The sequence below is a fragment of the Sphingobium sp. SA916 genome, assembly GCF_002894065.1.
Taxonomy (GTDB): domain Bacteria; phylum Pseudomonadota; class Alphaproteobacteria; order Sphingomonadales; family Sphingomonadaceae; genus Sphingobium; species Sphingobium fuliginis.
Map to the genome: position 1 here is coordinate 100,369 of NZ_LXYF01000041.1, position 19,157 is coordinate 119,525.

The window sequence follows — 19,157 nt, forward strand, 5'->3', positions numbered from 1 at the left end:
GTCCGGACCGGATTTATCGCGCGCACGCATTGCGCTGAATGGTCGATCCCTGTCATCCTATTTCCTCCCGAACAGCTTTTCTATGTCGCCATGGCCCAGCTTCACCCAGGTCGGGCGGCCATGATTGCATTGGCCGCTGCGGGGGGTGATCTCCATCTCGCGGAGCAGGGCGTTCATCTCCGTGACGCTCAGCACCCGCCCGGCGCGGACGGAGCCATGGCACGCCATGGTGGCGGCCACCAGATCCAACCGTTCCTTCAGGGAGAGCGCACTGTCATAGGCGGCGAGGTCGTCGGCCAGATCGGACACCAGTCCCTGCACATCCCCCTGCCCCAGCATCGCAGGCGTTGCGCGCACCAGCATGGCGGCGGGACCGAAGCGCTCCAGTTCCAGCCCGAATTCCTTCAGTTCCTCGATCCGCGCCTCCAGCCGGTCGCAGGCGGGCTCGTCCAGTTCGACCACTTCGGGCAGCAACAGCGTCTGGGCGGCGACGCCCTGCCCTTCCATGGCGCGGCGCATGCGTTCGAGGGTCAGCCGTTCGTGCGCGGCATGCTGATCGACGATGACCAGCCCATCCTCTGCTTCCGCGACGATATAGGTGCGGGCGACCTGCCCACGGGCGACGCCCAGCGGGAAGCTGGTTCCTTCAGGCGCGGGTGCGGCGGCAGGTTCGGCGCGGGCCTGAGGCGGGGGCGTCAGGAAGCCGGGACGGCGCTCGGCCACAGAATAGGTCGGAACGGACGCGCCGGCGGCTTCGAATATCGGCATGGCGCCGATCGGCGTGGGGGAAACCGGTTCGGGCTTCCACGCCGAAAGGCCGGCGGGGTCGGCATGCTGGACAGCGCGGAAACCCTCCGCATCCAGCGCGCGGCGCAGGCCGGAGACGATCATGCCCCGGATCAGCGCCGGATCGCGAAAGCGGACCTCCGTCTTGGCGGGATGGACGTTGACGTCCACCTCCAGCGGCGGAACGTCAAGGAACAGCGCCACCACAGGATGCCGATCCCGCGCCAGCATGTCGGCATAGGCGCCCCTCACCGCCCCGACCAGCAGCCGGTCGCGCACCGGACGGCCGTTCACGAACAGGAACTGATGATCGCCCACCCCCCGATTATAGGTCGGCAGCGAGGCCACGCCCGACAGGCGCACCCCCTCTCTTTCCAGCGCCACGATGACATGATTGTCGGCCAGCGCCCGGTCGGTGAGCGCGGCGACGCGATCCTCCCGCGCCTCCCCCGCCTGCACGCCCAGCACGCGCCGTCCGTCATGCTCCATGCTGAAGGCCACGGACGGATGCGCCATGGCAAGGCGACGGATGACATCGAGGCAGGCGGCATATTCCGCCTTGGCGGAGCGCAGGAACTTGCGGCGGGCGGGGACGCGGGCGAAAAGCTGTTCGACCGTGACGCGCGTGCCGGGGGGCAGCGCGGCGGGACCTTCGCTCACCACCACGCCATTGTCGACGGTTCGGTTCCAACCGTCCTGCCCCTGCGGCCGGCTGTCGATGGAAAGACGCGCGACGCTGGCGATGGAGGGCAGCGCTTCGCCCCGGAAACCCAGCGTAGCGACATTTTCGATGGCGTCGTCGGGCAGTTTGGACGTGGCGTGGCGTTCCAGCGCCAGCGCCATATCATCCCGGGTCATGCCGCAGCCGTCGTCGCTCACCTCCATCCGGTCGAGCCCGCCGTTGGAGATGCGGATGGCGATCCGGAGAGATCCGGCATCCAGCGCATTTTCCACGATTTCCTTGAGCGCGCTGGCGGGCCTTTCGACCACTTCGCCCGCGGCGATGCGATTGACCAGATGTTCGGGCAGACGGCGTATTGACATTGATTAGTGACTAGCCCAAGCGAGCGCTTTCCGCGAGACACAAGCCTTATAAAAATTGACATCCAGGGGGCGGGTGGAACGTGGGGCGAACTTTCCGACTGTCCCGGTTCGCTTCGCCGGGGCATGCGGGCTGAACAGGAACAGGCATGTCGATCTTCTCGCGTCTCTTCAAACTCTCCTCCCAGGACATGGCCATCGACCTCGGCACGGCCAACACCGTGGTCTATGTGCGGGGGCGCGGCATCGTGCTCAACGAACCGTCCGTGGTGGCGGTCGAGACGCTGAACGGCGTGAAGCGGGTGAAGGCGGTCGGCGACGACGCCAAGCTGATGATGGGCAAGACCCCCGATTCGATCGAGGCGATCCGTCCGCTGCGGGACGGCGTGATCGCGGACATCGACGTGGCGGAGCAGATGATCAAGCATTTCATCACCAAGGTGCACGGCGGCAAGTCGCGGCCGTGGCGCTTCCCGGAGATCGTGATCTGCGTGCCTTCGGGTTCGACCAGCGTCGAGCGCCGTGCGATTCGCGATGCGGCGAGCAATGCGGGCGCATCCCAGGTCTTCCTGATCGAGGAACCCATGGCGGCCGCCATCGGCGCCGACATGCCGGTGACGGAGCCCATCGGTTCGATGGTGGTCGACATCGGCGGCGGTACGACCGAGGTCGCGGTGCTGTCGCTGCGCGGTCTGGCCTACACCACTTCGGTTCGCGTCGGCGGCGACAAGATGGACGAGGCGATCGTCTCCTTCGTGCGCCGTCATCATAATCTGCTCATCGGTGAAGCGACCGCCGAGCGGATCAAGAAGCAGTTCGGCGTCGCCCAACCGCCCGAAGACGGCGTGGGCGAGACGATCCATATCAAGGGCCGTGACCTGGTGAACGGGGTTCCCAAGGAAATCTCGATCAACCAAGGCCAGATTGCCGACGCGCTGGCGGAGCCGATCAGCACCATTGTCGAGGGCGTGCGCATCGCGCTGGAGAATACCGCGCCGGAACTGGCGGCGGACATTGTCGACCAGGGCATCGTTCTGACCGGCGGCGGCGCGCTGCTCAAGGGGCTGGACGACGAGCTGCGCGACGAGACCGGCCTGCCCGTCACCATCGCTGAAGATCCGTTGACCTGCGTTGCGATCGGCACCGGCCGCGCAATGGAGGATCCGATCTTCCGGGGCGTGCTGCAAACCGCTTAAGGGGACAAGATGGCGCGGCCACCCAGCCGACGCCCCGGGCATAACCGGAAGGCGCAATATAGCCTCTTCGCCAGCTATGTCGTGGCGATGACGGGCGCCGCCGTGGGCCTGCTTCTGGTGGTCGTCGCCATTTTCGATCCCACCGGCTTCGCCGCGATCCGCATCGCGACGGCGGAGATTACGCGCCCCGCGTCGGTGACGCTCAAGAATATGGTGAGCGGCGTCGCCTCCATCGACGAGGTGCTGGCCAGCTACTGGCGTGCAGGTTCCCAGAACGTCGCGCTGCGGCGGCAGGTGGAGGCCGACCGCAACCGCATCATAGAGGCGAAGGCGGTGGCGCAGGAAAATCTTCGCCTCAAGAAGCTGTTGAAGCTGGTCGAGGATGACGGCAGCGAATTGCTGACCGCGCGGCTGATCGCGTCCTCCTCCACCAGCACCCGTCGGCTGGCGCGACTGAACGCGGGACGCTGGCAGGGCGTGCGCCCGGGCATGCCGGTGCGCGCGCCGGAAGGGCTGATCGGGCGCATCCATACCACCACGCCCAACACGGCCGAAGTGCTGCTGCTGACCGACACCAGCAATATCGTGCCGGTGCGGCGGGCCAATGACAGCGTACCCGCGATTTCGACGGGACTTGGCGACGGCACGCTGGAGGTCCGCGCGCTGGCGGCCGGGCGTAATCCGTTCAAGCCGGGCGACCTGCTCGTCACCTCCGGCGTCGGCGGGGTCTATCAACCCAATATTCCCGTGGCGGTGATCGTGCGCATCGCGGGCGAGATCGCCTATGGCGTGCCGCTCGCCAACCCCTCCAGAGTGGATGCGGTTGTGGTGGAGCGCTCCTTCGAGGAGGCTGTGACCCGGCCGGAGGGCAATGGCCCGCCGGCTCCTGTCGAACCGGGCGCCGCGCAGAATTCGGTCACGCCATGATCGATCCCCATTTGCAGCATGTGCCGCGCCTTGGCCGTCATCCTTCGCGATTTCGGCTGGCGGGAACCCCGGTCATCACGGTGATGCTGGGATCTCTGGTGACGACGCTGCCGGTGATCGCGCAATCGCCGGTCATGCCGCCCTTCGGCCTGTTGCTGCTTCTGTCCTGGCGGCTGCTGCGCCCCGAATTATGGCGCACCTGGATCGGCGTGCCGCTCGGCCTGTTCGACGACATCGCCAGCGGCCAGCCCATCGGATCGGCCATGTGCCTGTGGACCGTCACGCTGATCGGCATAGACGCCATCGAACATCGCATGGTCTGGCGCAGCTATCGGCAGGACTGGTTAATCGCCTCCTTCGCGATTATCTTCTGCATCGCCGGCGGCGTTTTCTTCGCGCGGATCACCGGCGGAGGAGACATCAAGCTGCTGTTGGTCGCGCCGCAAATTCTCTGGACGGTCCTGCTCTTTCCCTTTGTCGTCCGGCAATGCGCCCGGATCGACCGTTGGCGCGTGATGGCATGAAGCTGCCCCTGCTCAAGAAGAAGACCGTCACCGAAGCCTCCCTGTCCTTCACCTTCACGCGCCGGGCGATGGTGGTGGGGGGCCTGCAAGGGGCGATCGGGGCGCTGCTGGTCGGGCGCATGGGCTGGATCAGCGTCGCCGAGAATGAGAAATATAATCTGCTGTCGGAAAGCAATCGCGTCAACCTGACGCTGATCCCGCCGCGACGCGGGTGGATCATCGACCGCAACGGACGGCCGCTGGCGAACAATCGCACGGACTTCCGCGTCGACCTGATCCCGGAGCGGGCGACGGACGCGGAGAACACCATCCGCAGCCTCGCCCATCTGCTGGCGCTCAGCGATGACGAAGTGGATCGGATCAAGGAGGAACTGGACAAGTCGGCAGGTTTCCGCCCGGTGCAGGTGGCGGAAAAGTTGACCTACGATCAGTTCGCGGCGGTCAGCGTCCGGCTGCCCGACCTGCCGGGCGTGGCCCCGAGCCAGGGCTTTTCCCGCAATTATCCGGCAGGTGCGACCGTCGGGCACCTGCTCGGCTATGTCGGCGCAGCTTCGGCCAAGGACTATGAGGAGCGCAAGGACCCGCTGCTGATCACGCCCGGCTTCAAGGTCGGCAAGGATGGGCTGGAGCGGTCTTTCGACAAGGAACTGACGGGCAAGCCCGGCGCGAAACGGGTGGAGGTGACGGCGCGGGGCAAGATCGTGCGGGAACTCACCACCCGGCCCGACACGCCGGGCAACGCGATCAAGCTGACCATCGACGCGGGCCTCCAGGAATATGCCGGGCGGCGGCTGGCGACGCAGAGCGGGTCGGTGGTGGTGATCGACTGCCATAATGGCGACGTGCTGGCCATGGCGTCCATGCCTAGTTTCGATCCGAACAGCTTTTCCGATGGCATCAGCCATCTGGAATGGGACATGCTGTCGAAGGACGACCATGTCCCGTTGCGCAACAAGACGTTGCAGGGGCTGTACCCGCCGGGATCGACGGTGAAGCCGATGGTGGCGCTCGCGCTGCTGGAGGCGGGAGTTTCACCCATGGAGACGGTGAACTGCGCGGGTGCGATCCGGGTCGGCAACACGCTGTTCCACTGCCATAAACGGCGGGGCCATGGCGGGCTCAACATGCGGGGCGCCATCGCCCAAAGCTGCGACATCTACTTCTACCAGATGGCGCAGCGGATCGGCATGGACCGGATCGCCAGCATGGCGCGGCGCGTGGGCATGGGGCAGAAATTCGCCCTTCCCTTCCCCAGCCAGAGTTTCGGCACCGTTCCCGATCCGGCGTGGAAGCTCAAGAAATACAACCAGAAATGGCAGGTCTACGACACGGTCAACGCGACCATCGGCCAGGGCTATATGCTCATCAACCCGTTGCAGATGGCTGTAATGGCGGCGCGGCTGGCGACGGGCCGGCAGTTGATGCCCAACTTCATCTTCGGCGCGCAGCGGCCCACGCCTGCGTCCGTGGGGGTGAATGAAGAGCATCTGGTGACCATCCGCGACGCGATGAGCGCGGTGGTGAACGGCGGCGGCACGGGCGGCGCGGCGCGCATTCCGCTGCCCGGCGTGATGATGGCCGGCAAGACCGGCACGGCGCAGGTCCGCCGTATCACCATGGCTGAACGTGGGGGCGGCGTGCGCAGCAACGCATCGCTGCCGTTCAAGCTGCGCGACCATGCGCTGTTCCAGGGCTTCGCGCCGTTCGACAATCCCCGCTATGCCATTGCCTGCATCATCGAGCATGGCGGCCACGTCAACCGCATCGAGGACGCGCCCATGATCGCGGCGGACACCATGACTTTCCTGTTCGACCAAGCGAAGGCTGTCGAGAAGCTGGAGACCATCGAAAAGGACTGGGGCGGTCCGCCGGCCGAACGGCTGGCGCGGCAGATGGCGGCCTACAGGCTGGCGAAGGCGATCGAGAAGGGCGAGGCGCCTCTTCCCGAAGCCGCCAATGCGATGAACGCATCCACCGGCAATGGCGCGACCGCGACCGCCGCCCCGCCTCCGGCACCGGCTGCCGAAGCGGACGACGCCCCGCCCCCGGCGGACAGCGCGCCATGAGCATCGTTCCCGAACCCCTGACCGAATTCCCCTGGCGCGTGCTGGGCATATTGCTCGCCATCGCCGGGTTCGGGACGTTGGTGCTCTACAGCGCCGCCGGCGGCAGCATCACCCCCTGGGCGATCAACCAGGGCGTTCGCTTCGTCATCTTTTCGGGCATGGCGCTGGTGCTGAGCCGGATACCGTTGGAGACCTTCGCACGCCTCGCCTTCCCGGCCTATGGCGTCGTGCTGACCGCTCTGTTCCTGGTCGAACTGATCGGCGGGGTGGCGGGTGGCAGCCAGCGATGGATCAACCTGGGCTTCATGCAGTTGCAGCCTTCCGAGTTCATGAAGCCGGTGATCGTGCTGGCGGTCGCGCGCTTCTACGCGCTGCTTCCGGTGGGGGAGATCAGGCGCTGGAACGCGATCTGGCCGGCACTGGTGCTGATCGGCATTCCCTGGGCGCTGGTGCTGGTGCAGCCTGACCTCGGCACCGCGACCATGATCGCCGCGGGCGGGGTGACGGTGATGTTCCTCGCCGGTCTGCCGCTGCGGCTGTTCGTGGGATCGGGACTGACGCTGGCCGCCATCGTGCCCATCGCCTTCAGCTTCCTGCACGATTATCAGAAGAACCGCGTCCTCATCTTCCTGGACCCGGAAAGCGATCCGCTGGGCGCCGGCTATCATATCAGCCAATCGAAGATCGCCATCGGGTCCGGAGGCATTTTCGGCAAGGGATTCCTCAAGGGGACGCAGAGCCATCTGGACTATCTGCCGGAGGGGCATACCGATTTCGTCTTCGCCACCATGGCGGAGGAATGGGGGCTGATGGGCGGCGTGCTGCTGATCGGGGCCTTCATGCTGCTGTTCCGCTGGGGCATCGGCGTGTCTCTCCGCGCGCAGGACAAATATGCGCGGCTGGTGGCGGCGGGGCTGACGACGACGATCTTCTTCTATGTCGCGATCAACCTGATGATGGTCATGGGACTGGCGCCGGTGGTCGGCATTCCCCTGCCCTTCATGTCCTATGGCGGGTCGTCCATGCTGACGGTCATGCTGTGCGTCGGAATCATCATGGCCATTGAGCGTTCGGGCCGGCGGCGCAGCAGGCCGGGAAACTGGGGATGAAACAGGCCTGAGCGCAAAAATTTGCCGGCAGACGCGATTTCCTGTTTGCAAAGTCCGATGCGGCTGCTAACAGCCCGCCCACGCCAAAGCGACGGCCCATCCGGGACTAGCCGAAAGCGGATGTGGACGCATAGCTCAGTTGGTAGAGCAGCTGACTCTTAATCAGCGGGTCCTAGGTTCGAGCCCTAGTGCGTCCACCAAATTCCCGGCGATCGAGGCGCAAGCCGAAAGCGGGCGTGGACGCATAGCTCAGTTGGTAGAGCAGCTGACTCTTAATCAGCGGGTCCTAGGTTCGAGCCCTAGTGCGTCCACCAAAAAACTGCGTCCACCAGATCCTCCCCACCCTTGATGCATCGCCGCACGGCTTCTCCCGTCGCCCTCAAGGTCAGACCGGCAGGGCGGTGGTGAACTTCGTCATGGACAGGGCGAAGTGCGACGCAGCACCGGCGACCGAGGGATGCCCCAAAAGGGTCATCATCAGGAAGCGATTATAGTCCGCGACATCCGCGACCACGATGCGCATCAGATAGTCCCATTCCCCCGACATCGAAAAGCATTCGACGATTTCCGGGCGACCCTCGACAAACTGCTCGAAGGCGCGGCGGGCCTCCTGCGCGTGGCTTCGCATGCGGATGTTGCAAAGGACGTTGACGCCCCGCCCGACCTTTTCCGGATCGACCAGCCTGACCGTCCCGGCGAGGACGCCCGCAGCCTCCAGCGCCTTGATCCGACGCCAGCAGGAAGCGCTGGAAGCCCCAACCCGCTCCGCCAGCTCGGCATGGCTGAGCGTCGCATCTTCCTGCAGGGCTGCGATGATCTTTCGGTCGACGGCATCGATCTGTCGGTCCTGTTTCATGAGGGGTACGATAATCGCCGCATCCCTTTCATCCAAGGGTCCAGTTGAACGGTCCGACGCGGATGATTTTGCCGAAACGAAAAGCCTGAATCCGCTTTCCTTTTCGGCCAGCCGGGCTATTCTGTCGACAGGTCGCATCAGGGATGGTTGGGACTGCGGACATGATCGACCTTTCTCCCCAACCACAGGACAAGGGCAGCGGCGCAAAAGCCGCTCCTGCCGCGCCCCAGCATGATCCTGTGCAGACGAACAGCCGGGAGGATGGAAATCCTGCCTCCTGGTGGCATATTCAGCAAGAGCAGATGGAGGGCGCGATCCAGCGCCTGTCGCGCTGGGCAGGCCCCTTCGCGCTGCTTGCCACGCTGTTTTTATTGGGGTGGTGGATAATAGGCTGATCCTGCTGGTGATTCGGATCGGGCGGCGTTCTTCGCGCCCCGGAAGCGCCGCATGGCAACGCTCGCCATTTCAGGTCGTCGCAAATCTGGGGCAGAGCATCTTCCAGGACAAACGGATCATCGGAAAAGCGGGTCCGCGCACCCCAAGCCCGATTGTCAGTCCACGGCATTTATGCCCTGCTGCTGCGCAACATAAATCAAAACGCTGCGGATGTCTGATGGTTAACACACTGCCGCGCGGCGGTGCCCGGCTTGACGTCAAGACATAAAAAGGGTTGCAGATGTCGAAAATTGATCTGGCGATCGAAGGTGTTCCCAGTCGCCAGCCCGCTACGGCCTCAGGGCAGCGGAATGCGCGGCTTTGGCTGTGCCTGCTCCTGCTGGTTGCCGATATGGCCGCGCTTGCCACGGGCTTCGCCTTCGGGCTGCGCGCCGCCGGCCTGCAATGGCTGGCGGACGGGCAGTGGCAGCCGCTGGCGGGCGGCATGATCGTGTACGCGGTCCTGGCTTTCCATAACCAGGCCTATAATCCTCATTGCCTGATGCGCATGACGCAGTCCTGCCGCAGCGCCACCATGGCTTTCGCAGGAACATTGCTGATCTTCCTGCTGGTTGTCTTTTCGCTGAAGGCGATGGGACAATTGTCGCGGCTTGGCATTTCGGCCGGTATCTTGTGCAGCGGCACCTTGCTCGTCCTACAGCGGCTGATGATCGTGCATATGGTGCGCCGCAACTTTGCCGACGGCCTGTTCGCCCAGCTCCTGATCATCGATGACGGCGCCATTCCCGACGACGTCAGCGGCATGGTGATCGTCGATGCGGCGGCCATCGGGCTGAAGGCCGATCTGGACGATCCCTATATGCTGCATCGCCTGGGCACCCTGCTCCGCGACTATGATCGCGCGGTGATCTCCTGCCCTGCCGAACGCAAGGCGGATTGGGCCCAGATGCTGAAAGGCGGCAACATATTGGGCGAGATCATCGTGCCCGAACTGGACCTGATGGCGCCGCTGGCGGTCCAGTCTTACCGCGGCACGCCCACGCTGGTGGTGTCGCGCGGGCCGTTGAACCTCGCCAACCGAGCCAAGAAGCGCCTGCTGGACATCGCCCTGACCGTACCGGTGCTGATCCTTCTCGCGCCGCTGATGGCGGTGGTGGCGATCCTCATCAAGCTGGACTCCCCGGGCCCCGTCTTCTTCAAGCAGGAACGGATCGGGCGCGGCAACATGCTGTTCCACATCCTGAAATTCCGCAGCATGAAGGTGGAGCAGTGCGACAGCGCGGGCGCGACTTCGACGCAGCGGGACGACAATCGCATCACGCGCGTCGGCGCATTCATCCGCAAGACCAGCATCGATGAACTGCCGCAGCTCATCAACGTATTGCTGGGAGAGATGAGCCTGGTCGGCCCCCGCCCCCACGCCTTGGGATCGACGGCGGAGGAACAGCTATTCTGGCAGGTGGACCGGCAATATTGGCACCGCCATGCATTGAAGCCGGGGATTACCGGCCTGGCGCAGATCCGCGGCTTCCGGGGCGCGACGGAAACGCGCCGCGACATATTGAACCGGGTCGAGGCGGATCTGGAATATCTGCATGGCTGGAGCCTGACCCGCGACATTGCGATCCTGTTCGGAACGCTGAACGTGCTGGTCCACAAGAACGCTTATTAGCGCCCGCCCAATGCCAAATCTGGAGCGCGAATCGGCGGAGCGGCCAAGACGCGGGAGAGCAAAAAAGGTTCCGCCGAAAAAATGATATTTGCGACGAAATGTTGCTAAGAACGCTTCGTCGCAAAAAACCTTATCCCAGATTAAGAATTGAGCGCTGTCGCATGGTCATATGCGACGAATCGATGTCAGTGCGCCTTCCTTCCCAACTATTTGTTAACCGCAAAATCGGATATTAACGCCATCACCAATCGGGCGGCGGGAATATCGACGTGGCGGAAGAATTTGCAGCAGTTGCGACGGCACCCTCTTTGATCGAAACGGCGGAGGCGCGCCGTGAGCTTCCCGCTCGCATCGACGGCATGACGTTTGCCGATCACGCCGAAAGCGGCGTACAGCTCCTGTCACGTTGGGCCGGCATCGTGGCCTTCGTCGGCGCGGTCGCAGCCATCGCCTGGCTGATCTTCTGACCGGACTCGCAAGGCTCAAGCTTTCTCCCAGATTAACAGCTGCAGGGTGCGCCGGGACTGGTCCCGCCGCGCCCTGTTTGCGATGAACCGAGCCGTTGTTTTGACGCGACAAGCTGCTTTTCGGGCAGTGGTTTTACGTAGAAATACTTCTAGCATGCCCTGATTGCTGCAATGCAATAAGGGTCGATTGGTTTTGAACAAATATAATAATCCGCGATTGCGGGGCCGCATTTCTGCGCCCTGCGATCGACAGACTTCATGGTCGCGCACCTGTTTTGCGGCAGCGCTAAGTGGTGCCGCAATGGTCGCGGCCATGCCGACAGTTTCGCAGGCGCAGGATAATGGCGGTACGACTGAGCCAAAGCGCATCAACAATGCCATGGAGCAGAAGCGGATCAGGGATTACGGTCTTCATCTGACGGCCGGCCTCGATCTACTCTATGACGACAACGTCTATCGCGTGGACGACCGCGTCGAAAACCCCACCGACGACCTGATCGTCACGCCCTCTCTGGAGGCGACCTACGGCATGCCGGTGGGCCGTCACGACATCCAGCTGCGCGGGAAGATCGGCTATGACCGTTTCATTTCCGAAGGACAGCGGAGCAAGTTGCGTCTGGATACGGAGGCGAAGGCCAACATCCGCTTCGGCGCGACCTGCCTGATCACCCCTCGCGCCTCCTATCGCCAACAGCGTGCCGATTATGGCGACATCAATTCCGCGACTGAAAACCTCCAGAAGTTCGCCACGGTCGGCGCGGATTTCACCTGCGAGCGCCCGGGGCTGTTCCCTGTGGCGAGCTATGAGCATGACAGGACGCGCAATGCCGACCAGTTCGACTATGCCGACCAGACCAGCGATATGTTCATGGGCGGGATCGGCTATGCCATGCCCAGCCTGGGCACGCTGACCGCTTATTATGAGCGGGTGAACAGCAAGCGCGACACGCTGGGCATAGAGAACCGCATCAACAGCTATGGCCTGCGGTTCCAGCGCGCGGTGACGCCGATCACGCAGATCGACGCGGATGTCCGTTGGCTCGACGTCAGCAGCGACAGCGCGGCGGTGGGCGGCTATGACGGGATGGGCTGGAAAGTCAGCCTGTCGACGCAAGCCATTCCGCGCCTGAAGCTGACGGCCATGACAGAGCGCGCAATCGTCAACGACAGCCTGATCGCCAGCGGTTTCGCCATCGATACCAGCTACCGCATCCAGGGCGAATTTTCGATTTCCGAACTGACGTCCGCCGGCCTTTATGCGGAATGGGACCGCAGAAAGTTCCGTCAGGATGCGGCGCTTCGTCCCTATTCGATAACGGCCGACCGCAATCGTCGCTTTGGCGGGCTGTTGACCAGGAAACTTTCGGATCGTTTCGATCTTACGCTGGATGCCCAGCATTACACCCGCAGAACGGACACCAGCGTCTCCAACTATAACGGCACGCAAGTAACGTTGGGCGCTGCCCTGCATTTCTAGACCCTCAATATATTGGGAGCATGAGCTGTGAAAGCCGATACTCTCCTGAAATCCATCTCGACCCTGCTCATCATTGCAGGTCCGATGGCCGCGACTGCCCAGACCGCCGCCGGAAACGCGGCGGCGACTGCAACTGCCGCGCAGGCGGCAGGCGCAGGCTATCAGCTCGGTCCGAATGACGAGCTGAAAATCTCCGTCTTCGGACAGCCCGACCTGTCGACGACCACGCGCATCAAGGAGGACGGCACCGTCCTGCTCGCGCTGGTCGGGCCGGTTTCCGCCAAGGGGAAGACGACCTCGCAACTGGCGCAGGACATTGCGGCCGGCTATGCCAGCGGCGGCTATCTGACCAAGCCGTCCGTCAGCGTGGAGGTCAGCAATTATGTCAGCCGGTTCGTCACCGTGCTCGGCAATGTGCCGGAAGCGGGCAATTATCCGCTCGACCGGGATTATACGGTGGCGTCGATGCTCGCCAAGGCCGGCGGTTCGACCAAGGACGGCGCCAATGCCGTCATCCTGACGCCTGCGGACGGCAGCGGGCCAGTACGCATTTCGCTGGCCGATATGGGCGCGGGCGCGATGCGGCCGCTGAAGGCGGGCGACACGCTGTTCGTGCCGCCGGCAGAAAAAGTCTATGTCTACGGCCAGGTCCAGCAGCCCGGCGCCTTCTCCTATGTGCCGGGGCAAAGCTTCCGGCAGGCATTGGCGTTGGCGGGCGGACCGACGCTGGCGGGTTCGACCAAAAGGATAAAAGTCCGGCGGGAGGGGAAGGAAATACAGGCCAAGCTGGACGATCCGGTCAAGCCTGAAGACGTCCTCATCATCCGGGAGAAGCTGTTTTGACGACACTCGATCAAGGCTTCGCGCACTCACGCTCCAGCCAGAAATCCGGTATTTTCGACAGGTTTCTGTCCCTTACGCGCAGCGGCGAAAAGCGCAACGAGCGCGTCATACCCGACGACGTGCCGTTGCATCTGGACGTGCCCGCCCTGCCCGGCTTCCGGCATGACGCGCCGGAAGCGCAGCCGGAGGAAGCGGCGCACCGGCCGCTCTCCATGAGCGCCATGGCCGCGCCGATCAAACCCATCAGCCTGCGCCGCGACAGCATCTATGCGGCGTTCAACACCGCCATGCCGGTGACCGACCGCCATGGACTGGCAGGGCGCAACAGCGAACTGGAAAAGCTGGTCGAGGCGATCGTCGTGCAACGCAAGCATGCCGTGATCTTCGGCACGCGCGGATCGGGCAAGACCTCGCTCGCCCGCGTGTTCGGGGATCTGGCGGACGAGGCGGGATGCGTCGCGCTTTATGCATCCGCCAATGGCGAAGCGGATTTCGACTCCCTCTTCCGTCCCTTCCTGACCGAATTGCCGATGAGCAGCGCGGGACAGGAACGGGCGCGCAAGATGATGAGCGAGCCGCTGGACGTGTCCCGCCTCTCCGCCCTGTTGGTGGAGGAAGTGCGGGAGCGTTCCATCCTCATCATCGACGAATATGACCGGGTGCAGTCGGAAACGGCCAAGCAGGACGTCGCGACGCTGCTGAAGCTGCTGACCGACATCCACTCGCCGGTACAGGTCGTGCTGGTCGGCATCGCCAGCGACATTGACGGGCTGATTGCCGCCCACCCCTCGCTGCGCCGCCATCTGGTGCCGCAGCGGGTCGCGCCGATCCCCAAGCCGGAGCTGGAGCGGCTGCTGCTGTCCTGCGCCTCCAACGCCCGGCTTTCCATCGACGAGGATGCGCTCGACGCATTGTCGAGCGCGGCCATGGGATCGCCCTATCATGCGCGGCTGTTCGGCATGTCGGCCGCGCTGGTGACGGAATCGGCCGCGCGCGACCGGATGCTGCTGTCCGATGTCGAGCAGGGGCTGCTCTCCGCGCTGGAGGATTGGGAGGAAATGAGCGGCCAGACCCATGCGCTGTTCCGCCGCATCCTGTGGGAAGCCGGGTCCACGCGGCGGATGATCGCTCTTGCAGCCGTCGTCGCCTCCCAAATGTCCGCCATCAGCTATGAGCGGCTCGTGAAGCTCGGCCATGAGGTGCTGGGTGGCGGGTCGGTGAACGAAGGCCAGGCGCGCGACGCGATGATGCGGCTGCAACCCGCGCTGGTGGCGACGCCCAATGGCGAGCTCTGGATGTTCGAGGATACGCTGGCGCCGCAATTTCTGCTGCTGATGGCGAAGCAGCCGGTGCAGAGCGCACCGCCTGTGCAATCGCCCGCGGAGGAGATGCGCGCGCTGCTCAAGGGAGTGGACGGGCTATGACCATGAACCCGATGGATTTGCTGGCCGCGCTTCAGGCGCGCTGGCGCACGGCGGCGATGATCGGGGGCATATTGTTCCTGCTCGTCGCGATCACCGCTTTTCTGCAACCGCGGCAATATATGGGCACGGCGTCGCTGCTGCTCGACCTTTCGCAGACCGATCCGACCGACACCAACACGGCGCAGGGGCCCAAGCCCGACACGGATTCCATCCTGGGCACGCAGACGGACATCATCCGCAGCGGCAAGGTGATGAACGCCGTGGCAAGGGAAGCGGGCTTCGTCGATGCGATGCCGACGGACATGCCCGCCGATGCACGGGTGCAGGCGGCAGCCGCCACGGTCGCGAAGAACATGACCATCACCACCGGCCGGCAGAGCAACGTGCTCCAGATCCAGTATCTGGACGCCGATCCGCAGGTGGCCGCAAAGGTCGCCAACCTGATCGCCCGGATCTACATGCGCGAACAGGTGGAACTGCGCGCCTCCCCGGCGCGCGGATCGGCCAAATGGTTCGACGAGCAGACGGAGGAAGTGCGCCGTCGCTATGAGATCGCGCAAAAGAAGCTGTCGGACTTCCAGCGGGCGCACGACATCATCGGCATCAACCGCATGGACCTTGAGGCGGAGAAGCTGAAGAACCTGTCCTATCAGCTTACCCAGGCGCAGGCGGAAGCGGCAGCCGCACGGTCCAAGGCCGGTGCGGGCAGCGTTTCCGACATCGAAGGATCGCTGATCGTCCAGAATTTGCAGGAACAGGTGGCGGCGCAGTCCGCCAGGGTATCGGAACTGCAAAAGACCCTGGGGCCCAATCACCCGACCATGGCGGCGGCCGCCGCCCAACTGTCCGAACTCCAGTCCAAGCTGGCGGCGGCGCGCGCCAGCCAGGCCGGCGCGGTCAGCGCCAACAGCGTGGCGGCCAGCCGGCGGGAGGGCGACCTCAAGTCCAACATGGCGGGGCAGGAGGATCGCATGATCCGCATGTCGGACGTTCAGGACCAGCTCATGGTCCTCCAGCGCGACGTGGATGCCGCGCGGCAGACCTATGACACGGTGCGGCAGCGCTTCAACGAGGCGGTGCTGAAGAGCCAGATCTCCCAACCCAATGCCAGTCCGCTGGATGAGGCCACCGTGCCCCTGCTGCCTGCCAAGCCCAATATCATGCTGTGGCTGATCGGCGGGATCGCGCTTGGCCTGGTCGGCGGCGTAGCTGCCGTCATCCTGATGGAGATCGTCCATCCCCGCGTTCGTTCCGCGGCCGGCGTCGCCCGCGCCACCGAGGTCGATGTCATCACCGAACTGGTGCCGGTCCCTGCGCGCCAGGCCAAGTTCTTCAAGCAACAGGAGGCCGCATGAGACTGCGTTCCACGGCGGGCGCGCCGCATCAACTGGCCTCGGGCGGCATGGCGGGCGGCGGCGCCGCGCTGCGTCCCCGCGCCCGCGACAGCCATAATTTCGCCCGACTGGCGGTGGAGCACGGTTTCCTGGCCGAAGCCGATGTGCACAAGGTCGAGGCGCATGCCCGATCCCAAGGGCTGGCGCTGCATGACGCGGCGGTTGACCTGGGGCTGCTGAACCCGGAGGATGCGGGCATGCTCGCGGCCTTGCAGGGCGGCTTCGCCCTGTTGCCGGAGGGCGACCAGCGGGTCGATCCGCTGGTGGTCGCGGCCTTCGACCCCGCCAATGCCTATGCCGCCAAGGTGCGGACGATCCGCGCCAAGATGCGCGCCGCGGCCAAGGAGGGCGATCCCGCTGCCCTGCGGCTGGCGGTGCTGGCCATAGAGGCAGGCGACGAGGCTGCGATCATGGCGGCGAACCTTGCCGTCGTGCTGGCCCAGATGGACGGGCAGACGATGTTGATCGACGTCGACATGGGCCGGCCTTCGCTCGACCGGCTGTTCCGCATCGCGAACAAGGCAGGACTGGCCGAACAATTAATGGGCAGCGCCGCGCTGCTGCCCGCGGCCAGGACGGCGGTGGAGGGCCTGTGGCTGATGACCGCCGGTCGCGCATCCGGCAGCGCGGCGAGCCTCGTGACGCGCGGCCCGCTGGCGGAAACGGCCAATGGCTGGGGCCTGCGCGACACGTCGATGCTGTTCTACCTTGCGGAGCGGAAGGGCGACCAGACGCCCTATGGCAGCATATTGGCGGGCTTCGACGCCGTCGTGATCGTCGCGCGGCGCGGCGATACCGCCATTGCCGACATGCGCCGGGTCATCGACGATCTGGACCGGCATGGCGTACCGATCGCCGGGACGGTGATTGCATGAGCGCCGAACAAGCGCTGGCGCGTCCCCAGCCCCTTCCTTCTCCCGGAATCGGTCCGGGCATAGGGAATGAAGCCCCCGTCGCGCATGTCGGCGGCCTGCCCGTATCCACCCTGTCGCTGGATGCGCTGATCGCGAAGATGCTGGTGGAAGCGCCCCTGCGCCGTAGCCTGGAACAGCAGCCGTCGCTGGTGTTCGACGCCAACGGCCAGGGCCTGTCGATGAACGCCACCGATCCGGACTTCCGCGCCAATCTGGCGCAGGCGGACCTGATCCATGCCGACGGACAGATCATCGTCGCGGCCTCCCGCTGGTTCGGCGGACCGCAGATCGCGGACCGCTCCAGCACGACGGACATGTTCATCGACAGCCTGAAACCGGCGGCGGAGGCTCAGGTCAGCTATTATCTGCTCGGCGGCGAGGAGAAGGTGAACGCCGCCTGCGCGAAGGAGATCCTTGCGCTGGCGCCGGGTCTTCAGCTCGCCGGACGGCGCAACGGCTTCTGGAAGCCGGAGGAAGAGGATGCGGTGATCGACGCGATCAATGCCGCCGCGCCCGACGTCCTCTGGGTCGGCACCGGCAAGCCGCGCGAGCAGGCCTTTTGCGTGCGCAATCGCGACCGGATCAAGGCCGGCTGGATCGTCACCTGCGGCGGCCTGTTCAACTATATCACCGGCGACTATCCGCGCGCGCCGCTCTGGATGCAGAAGTCCGGTTTCGAATGGCTGCACCGCATGGCGACGCGGCCCAAAGAACTGGCCTGGCGCTACATCACCACCAATCCGCACGCCCTCTGGCTGATCTGGAAACATCGCCATGGCTGAAGCCCAGGTGGCTGAAAATCTTCCGACGGGCCGCGTCCGGCGCCTTGGCAGCCTGTTCGGCCGCTTCGGGCTGGCGAGCCTGTCGTCGGCGATCGTCTCGGTCAGCCATCTGCTGGTCCAGCTCTTTTCCATCCACCATCTGGAAACGGCGGCCATCGGCACGCTGGCATTCCTGCTGGTGATCATCCAGTTCGGCTATGGCCTGTCCAATGCGCTGGTGTCGACGCCCTACACCATCGCGGTGAACCAGGGAGACGATGCCGATGCCCGGAGCTTCGACTTCTTCTTCCCGGTCAACCTGATGCTGGCGGCCAGCCAGGGACTGATCTGCGCCGCCATCGCCTGGGCAACCGCCTCTCCCGCCGCCGCCCTGCTGTTCGGGATGGCGGGCATGCTGTCGCTGATCCGCTGGTTCGGGCGCTCCAATGCCTATGCGCATCATGCTCCGGCAAGGGCTGCACGATCGGACCTCGCCTATGCAGGGACGATCCTCGCCGGACTGCTGATCGCGATGCGGACCGGCGCGGACATGCCCGCCATCGGCGGCATGCTGGTGGCGGCCAGCCTGGTCGGACTGCTCCCCTTCGGTCTCGCCTATCTGCGGCGGCACTTCGCCATGGCGCCCGCCCGCGCGATGGGCGCCTATCGCCCGGTGTGGAAGGAGCAGTCGGCCTGGACGCTGGTCGGCGTGCTGTCGACGGAGGCGACCTCCAATTCGCACAGCTATATCGTGACGCTGCTCGCCGGGCCGACCGCCTTCGCGCCGATCGCCGTGGGGATGCTGTTCTTCCGCCCGGTCAATGTCTGCATCACCGCCCTCACACAGTTGGAGCGGCCCCGCATGACCCGGGCCGTGGCGCGCGGCGATCATGACGCGGCGATCAGGTCGGAACGGGTCTTCATGGCCGCGCTGGTCATGCTGTGGCTGGCGACCTGCGCCGTGGCGGCGATTGCCCTCTATGCCTTTCCAGGCCTGATCCTGAAGCCCACGCTGGACCACCGGCTGGTGATGGTCGCGGTGGGCCTGTGCGCCCTCCTCTCCCTCGTCCAGTGCGTGCAGACGCCGATGAGCGTGATGACCCAGGCGCGCAAGGCCTTCCGCCCACTCGCCGCGCAGAGCATGCGCAGCTGCGGCGTCGGGCTGGTCGCCGTGACGCTGCTGGTGCTGGGCACCGCGCCCGTCTTCTCCATCGGCGGGGTCGTGCTGTCGCAGCTCGTCATGATGCTCGGCATCTGGCAACTCGACCGCAAATGGCGGCGCGATCAGCGGGGAGCCGCCTGAC

General features: G+C 64.9%; 17 protein-coding genes and 2 tRNA genes. 17 read left to right on the plus strand and 2 right to left on the minus strand.

Annotated features, from left to right (window positions below):
* Positions 1-57 precede the first annotated feature (57 nt).
* Positions 58-1,830, minus strand: coding sequence for a DNA mismatch repair endonuclease MutL (mutL, locus tag A8G00_RS13005; protein ID WP_061937773.1), 1,773 nt, complete (start codon positions 1,828-1,830; stop codon positions 58-60).
* Between the two features lie 146 nt (positions 1,831-1,976).
* Here mutL and A8G00_RS13010 point away from each other — a divergent pair, with 146 nt between their 5' ends.
* The 7 genes from A8G00_RS13010 (at position 1,977) to A8G00_RS13040 (ending at position 7,963) form a co-directional block, all read left to right on the plus strand.
* A complete protein-coding gene (locus A8G00_RS13010) occupies positions 1,977-3,023 on the plus strand; it encodes a rod shape-determining protein (protein ID WP_007685698.1) in 1,047 nt (348 codons plus the stop codon).
* Positions 3,024-3,032: 9 nt separating this feature from the next.
* Entirely contained in the window at positions 3,033-3,950 is a 918-nt protein-coding gene (mreC, locus tag A8G00_RS13015) for a rod shape-determining protein MreC (protein WP_025550150.1), read from the plus strand.
* Positions 3,947-4,474, plus strand: coding sequence for a hypothetical protein (locus A8G00_RS13020; RefSeq protein WP_025550149.1), 528 nt, complete (start codon positions 3,947-3,949; stop codon positions 4,472-4,474). The genes mreC and A8G00_RS13020 overlap by 4 nt, the downstream gene beginning before the upstream one ends.
* Positions 4,471-6,540, plus strand: a complete 2,070-nt coding sequence (mrdA, locus tag A8G00_RS13025) for a penicillin-binding protein 2 (RefSeq protein WP_025550148.1) — start codon at positions 4,471-4,473, stop codon at positions 6,538-6,540. Before A8G00_RS13020 ends, mrdA begins: the two co-directional genes overlap by 4 nt.
* On the plus strand, positions 6,537-7,649 hold the full coding sequence (rodA, locus tag A8G00_RS13030) for a rod shape-determining protein RodA (RefSeq protein ID WP_044662416.1): 1,113 nt from the start codon (positions 6,537-6,539) through the stop codon (positions 7,647-7,649). Before mrdA ends, rodA begins: the two co-directional genes overlap by 4 nt.
* 124 nt (positions 7,650-7,773) lie before the next feature.
* A tRNA-Lys gene (locus tag A8G00_RS13035) sits at positions 7,774-7,849 on the plus strand.
* A 38-nt stretch (positions 7,850-7,887) separates the two neighbouring features.
* Positions 7,888-7,963 (plus strand) — tRNA-Lys (locus A8G00_RS13040).
* Between the two features lie 71 nt (positions 7,964-8,034).
* Here the strand turns inward: A8G00_RS13040 and A8G00_RS13045 are convergent.
* A complete protein-coding gene (locus A8G00_RS13045; protein ID WP_025548786.1) occupies positions 8,035-8,505 on the minus strand; it encodes an Lrp/AsnC family transcriptional regulator in 471 nt (156 codons plus the stop codon).
* A 161-nt stretch (positions 8,506-8,666) separates the two neighbouring features.
* Here A8G00_RS13045 and A8G00_RS13050 point away from each other — a divergent pair, with 161 nt between their 5' ends.
* From A8G00_RS13050 to A8G00_RS13090, 10 genes are all read left to right on the plus strand, one after another.
* Positions 8,667-8,900 carry a hypothetical protein gene (locus tag A8G00_RS13050; RefSeq protein WP_048575747.1) on the plus strand — a complete coding sequence of 78 codons (234 nt, stop codon included), beginning with the start codon at positions 8,667-8,669 and terminating at the stop codon, positions 8,898-8,900.
* A gap of 281 nt (positions 8,901-9,181) precedes the next feature.
* Positions 9,182-10,573, plus strand: a complete 1,392-nt coding sequence (locus A8G00_RS25640; RefSeq protein WP_103000870.1) for a sugar transferase — start codon at positions 9,182-9,184, stop codon at positions 10,571-10,573.
* Between the two features lie 269 nt (positions 10,574-10,842).
* Positions 10,843-11,040, plus strand: a complete 198-nt coding sequence (locus A8G00_RS24800) for a hypothetical protein (protein ID WP_146032593.1) — start codon at positions 10,843-10,845, stop codon at positions 11,038-11,040.
* Between the two features lie 301 nt (positions 11,041-11,341).
* A complete protein-coding gene (locus A8G00_RS13060; protein ID WP_103000871.1) occupies positions 11,342-12,517 on the plus strand; it encodes a hypothetical protein in 1,176 nt (391 codons plus the stop codon).
* A 27-nt stretch (positions 12,518-12,544) separates the two neighbouring features.
* Positions 12,545-13,360, plus strand: a complete 816-nt coding sequence (locus A8G00_RS13065; protein ID WP_103000872.1) for a polysaccharide biosynthesis/export family protein — start codon at positions 12,545-12,547, stop codon at positions 13,358-13,360.
* A complete protein-coding gene (locus A8G00_RS13070; protein WP_025548793.1) occupies positions 13,357-14,784 on the plus strand; it encodes an ATP-binding protein in 1,428 nt (475 codons plus the stop codon). Before A8G00_RS13065 ends, A8G00_RS13070 begins: the two co-directional genes overlap by 4 nt.
* Positions 14,781-16,139: a GNVR domain-containing protein gene (locus A8G00_RS13075; protein ID WP_025548795.1), complete on the plus strand. Its 1,359-nt coding sequence runs from the start codon at positions 14,781-14,783 to the stop codon at positions 16,137-16,139. Before A8G00_RS13070 ends, A8G00_RS13075 begins: the two co-directional genes overlap by 4 nt.
* Positions 16,136-17,053 (plus strand): capsular biosynthesis protein, encoded by a 918-nt coding sequence (locus A8G00_RS13080; RefSeq protein WP_025548797.1) that lies wholly within the window; start codon positions 16,136-16,138, stop codon positions 17,051-17,053. Before A8G00_RS13075 ends, A8G00_RS13080 begins: the two co-directional genes overlap by 4 nt.
* The gene (locus A8G00_RS13085; RefSeq protein ID WP_025548798.1) at positions 17,050-17,874 is read left to right on the plus strand and encodes a WecB/TagA/CpsF family glycosyltransferase; all 825 of its coding nucleotides are present in this window, start codon (positions 17,050-17,052) and stop codon (positions 17,872-17,874) included. Before A8G00_RS13080 ends, A8G00_RS13085 begins: the two co-directional genes overlap by 4 nt.
* Positions 17,867-19,156, plus strand: a complete 1,290-nt coding sequence (locus A8G00_RS13090; RefSeq protein ID WP_044662419.1) for a polysaccharide biosynthesis protein — start codon at positions 17,867-17,869, stop codon at positions 19,154-19,156. The genes A8G00_RS13085 and A8G00_RS13090 overlap by 8 nt, the downstream gene beginning before the upstream one ends.
* The last annotated feature ends 1 nt before the right edge of the window (position 19,157 follow it).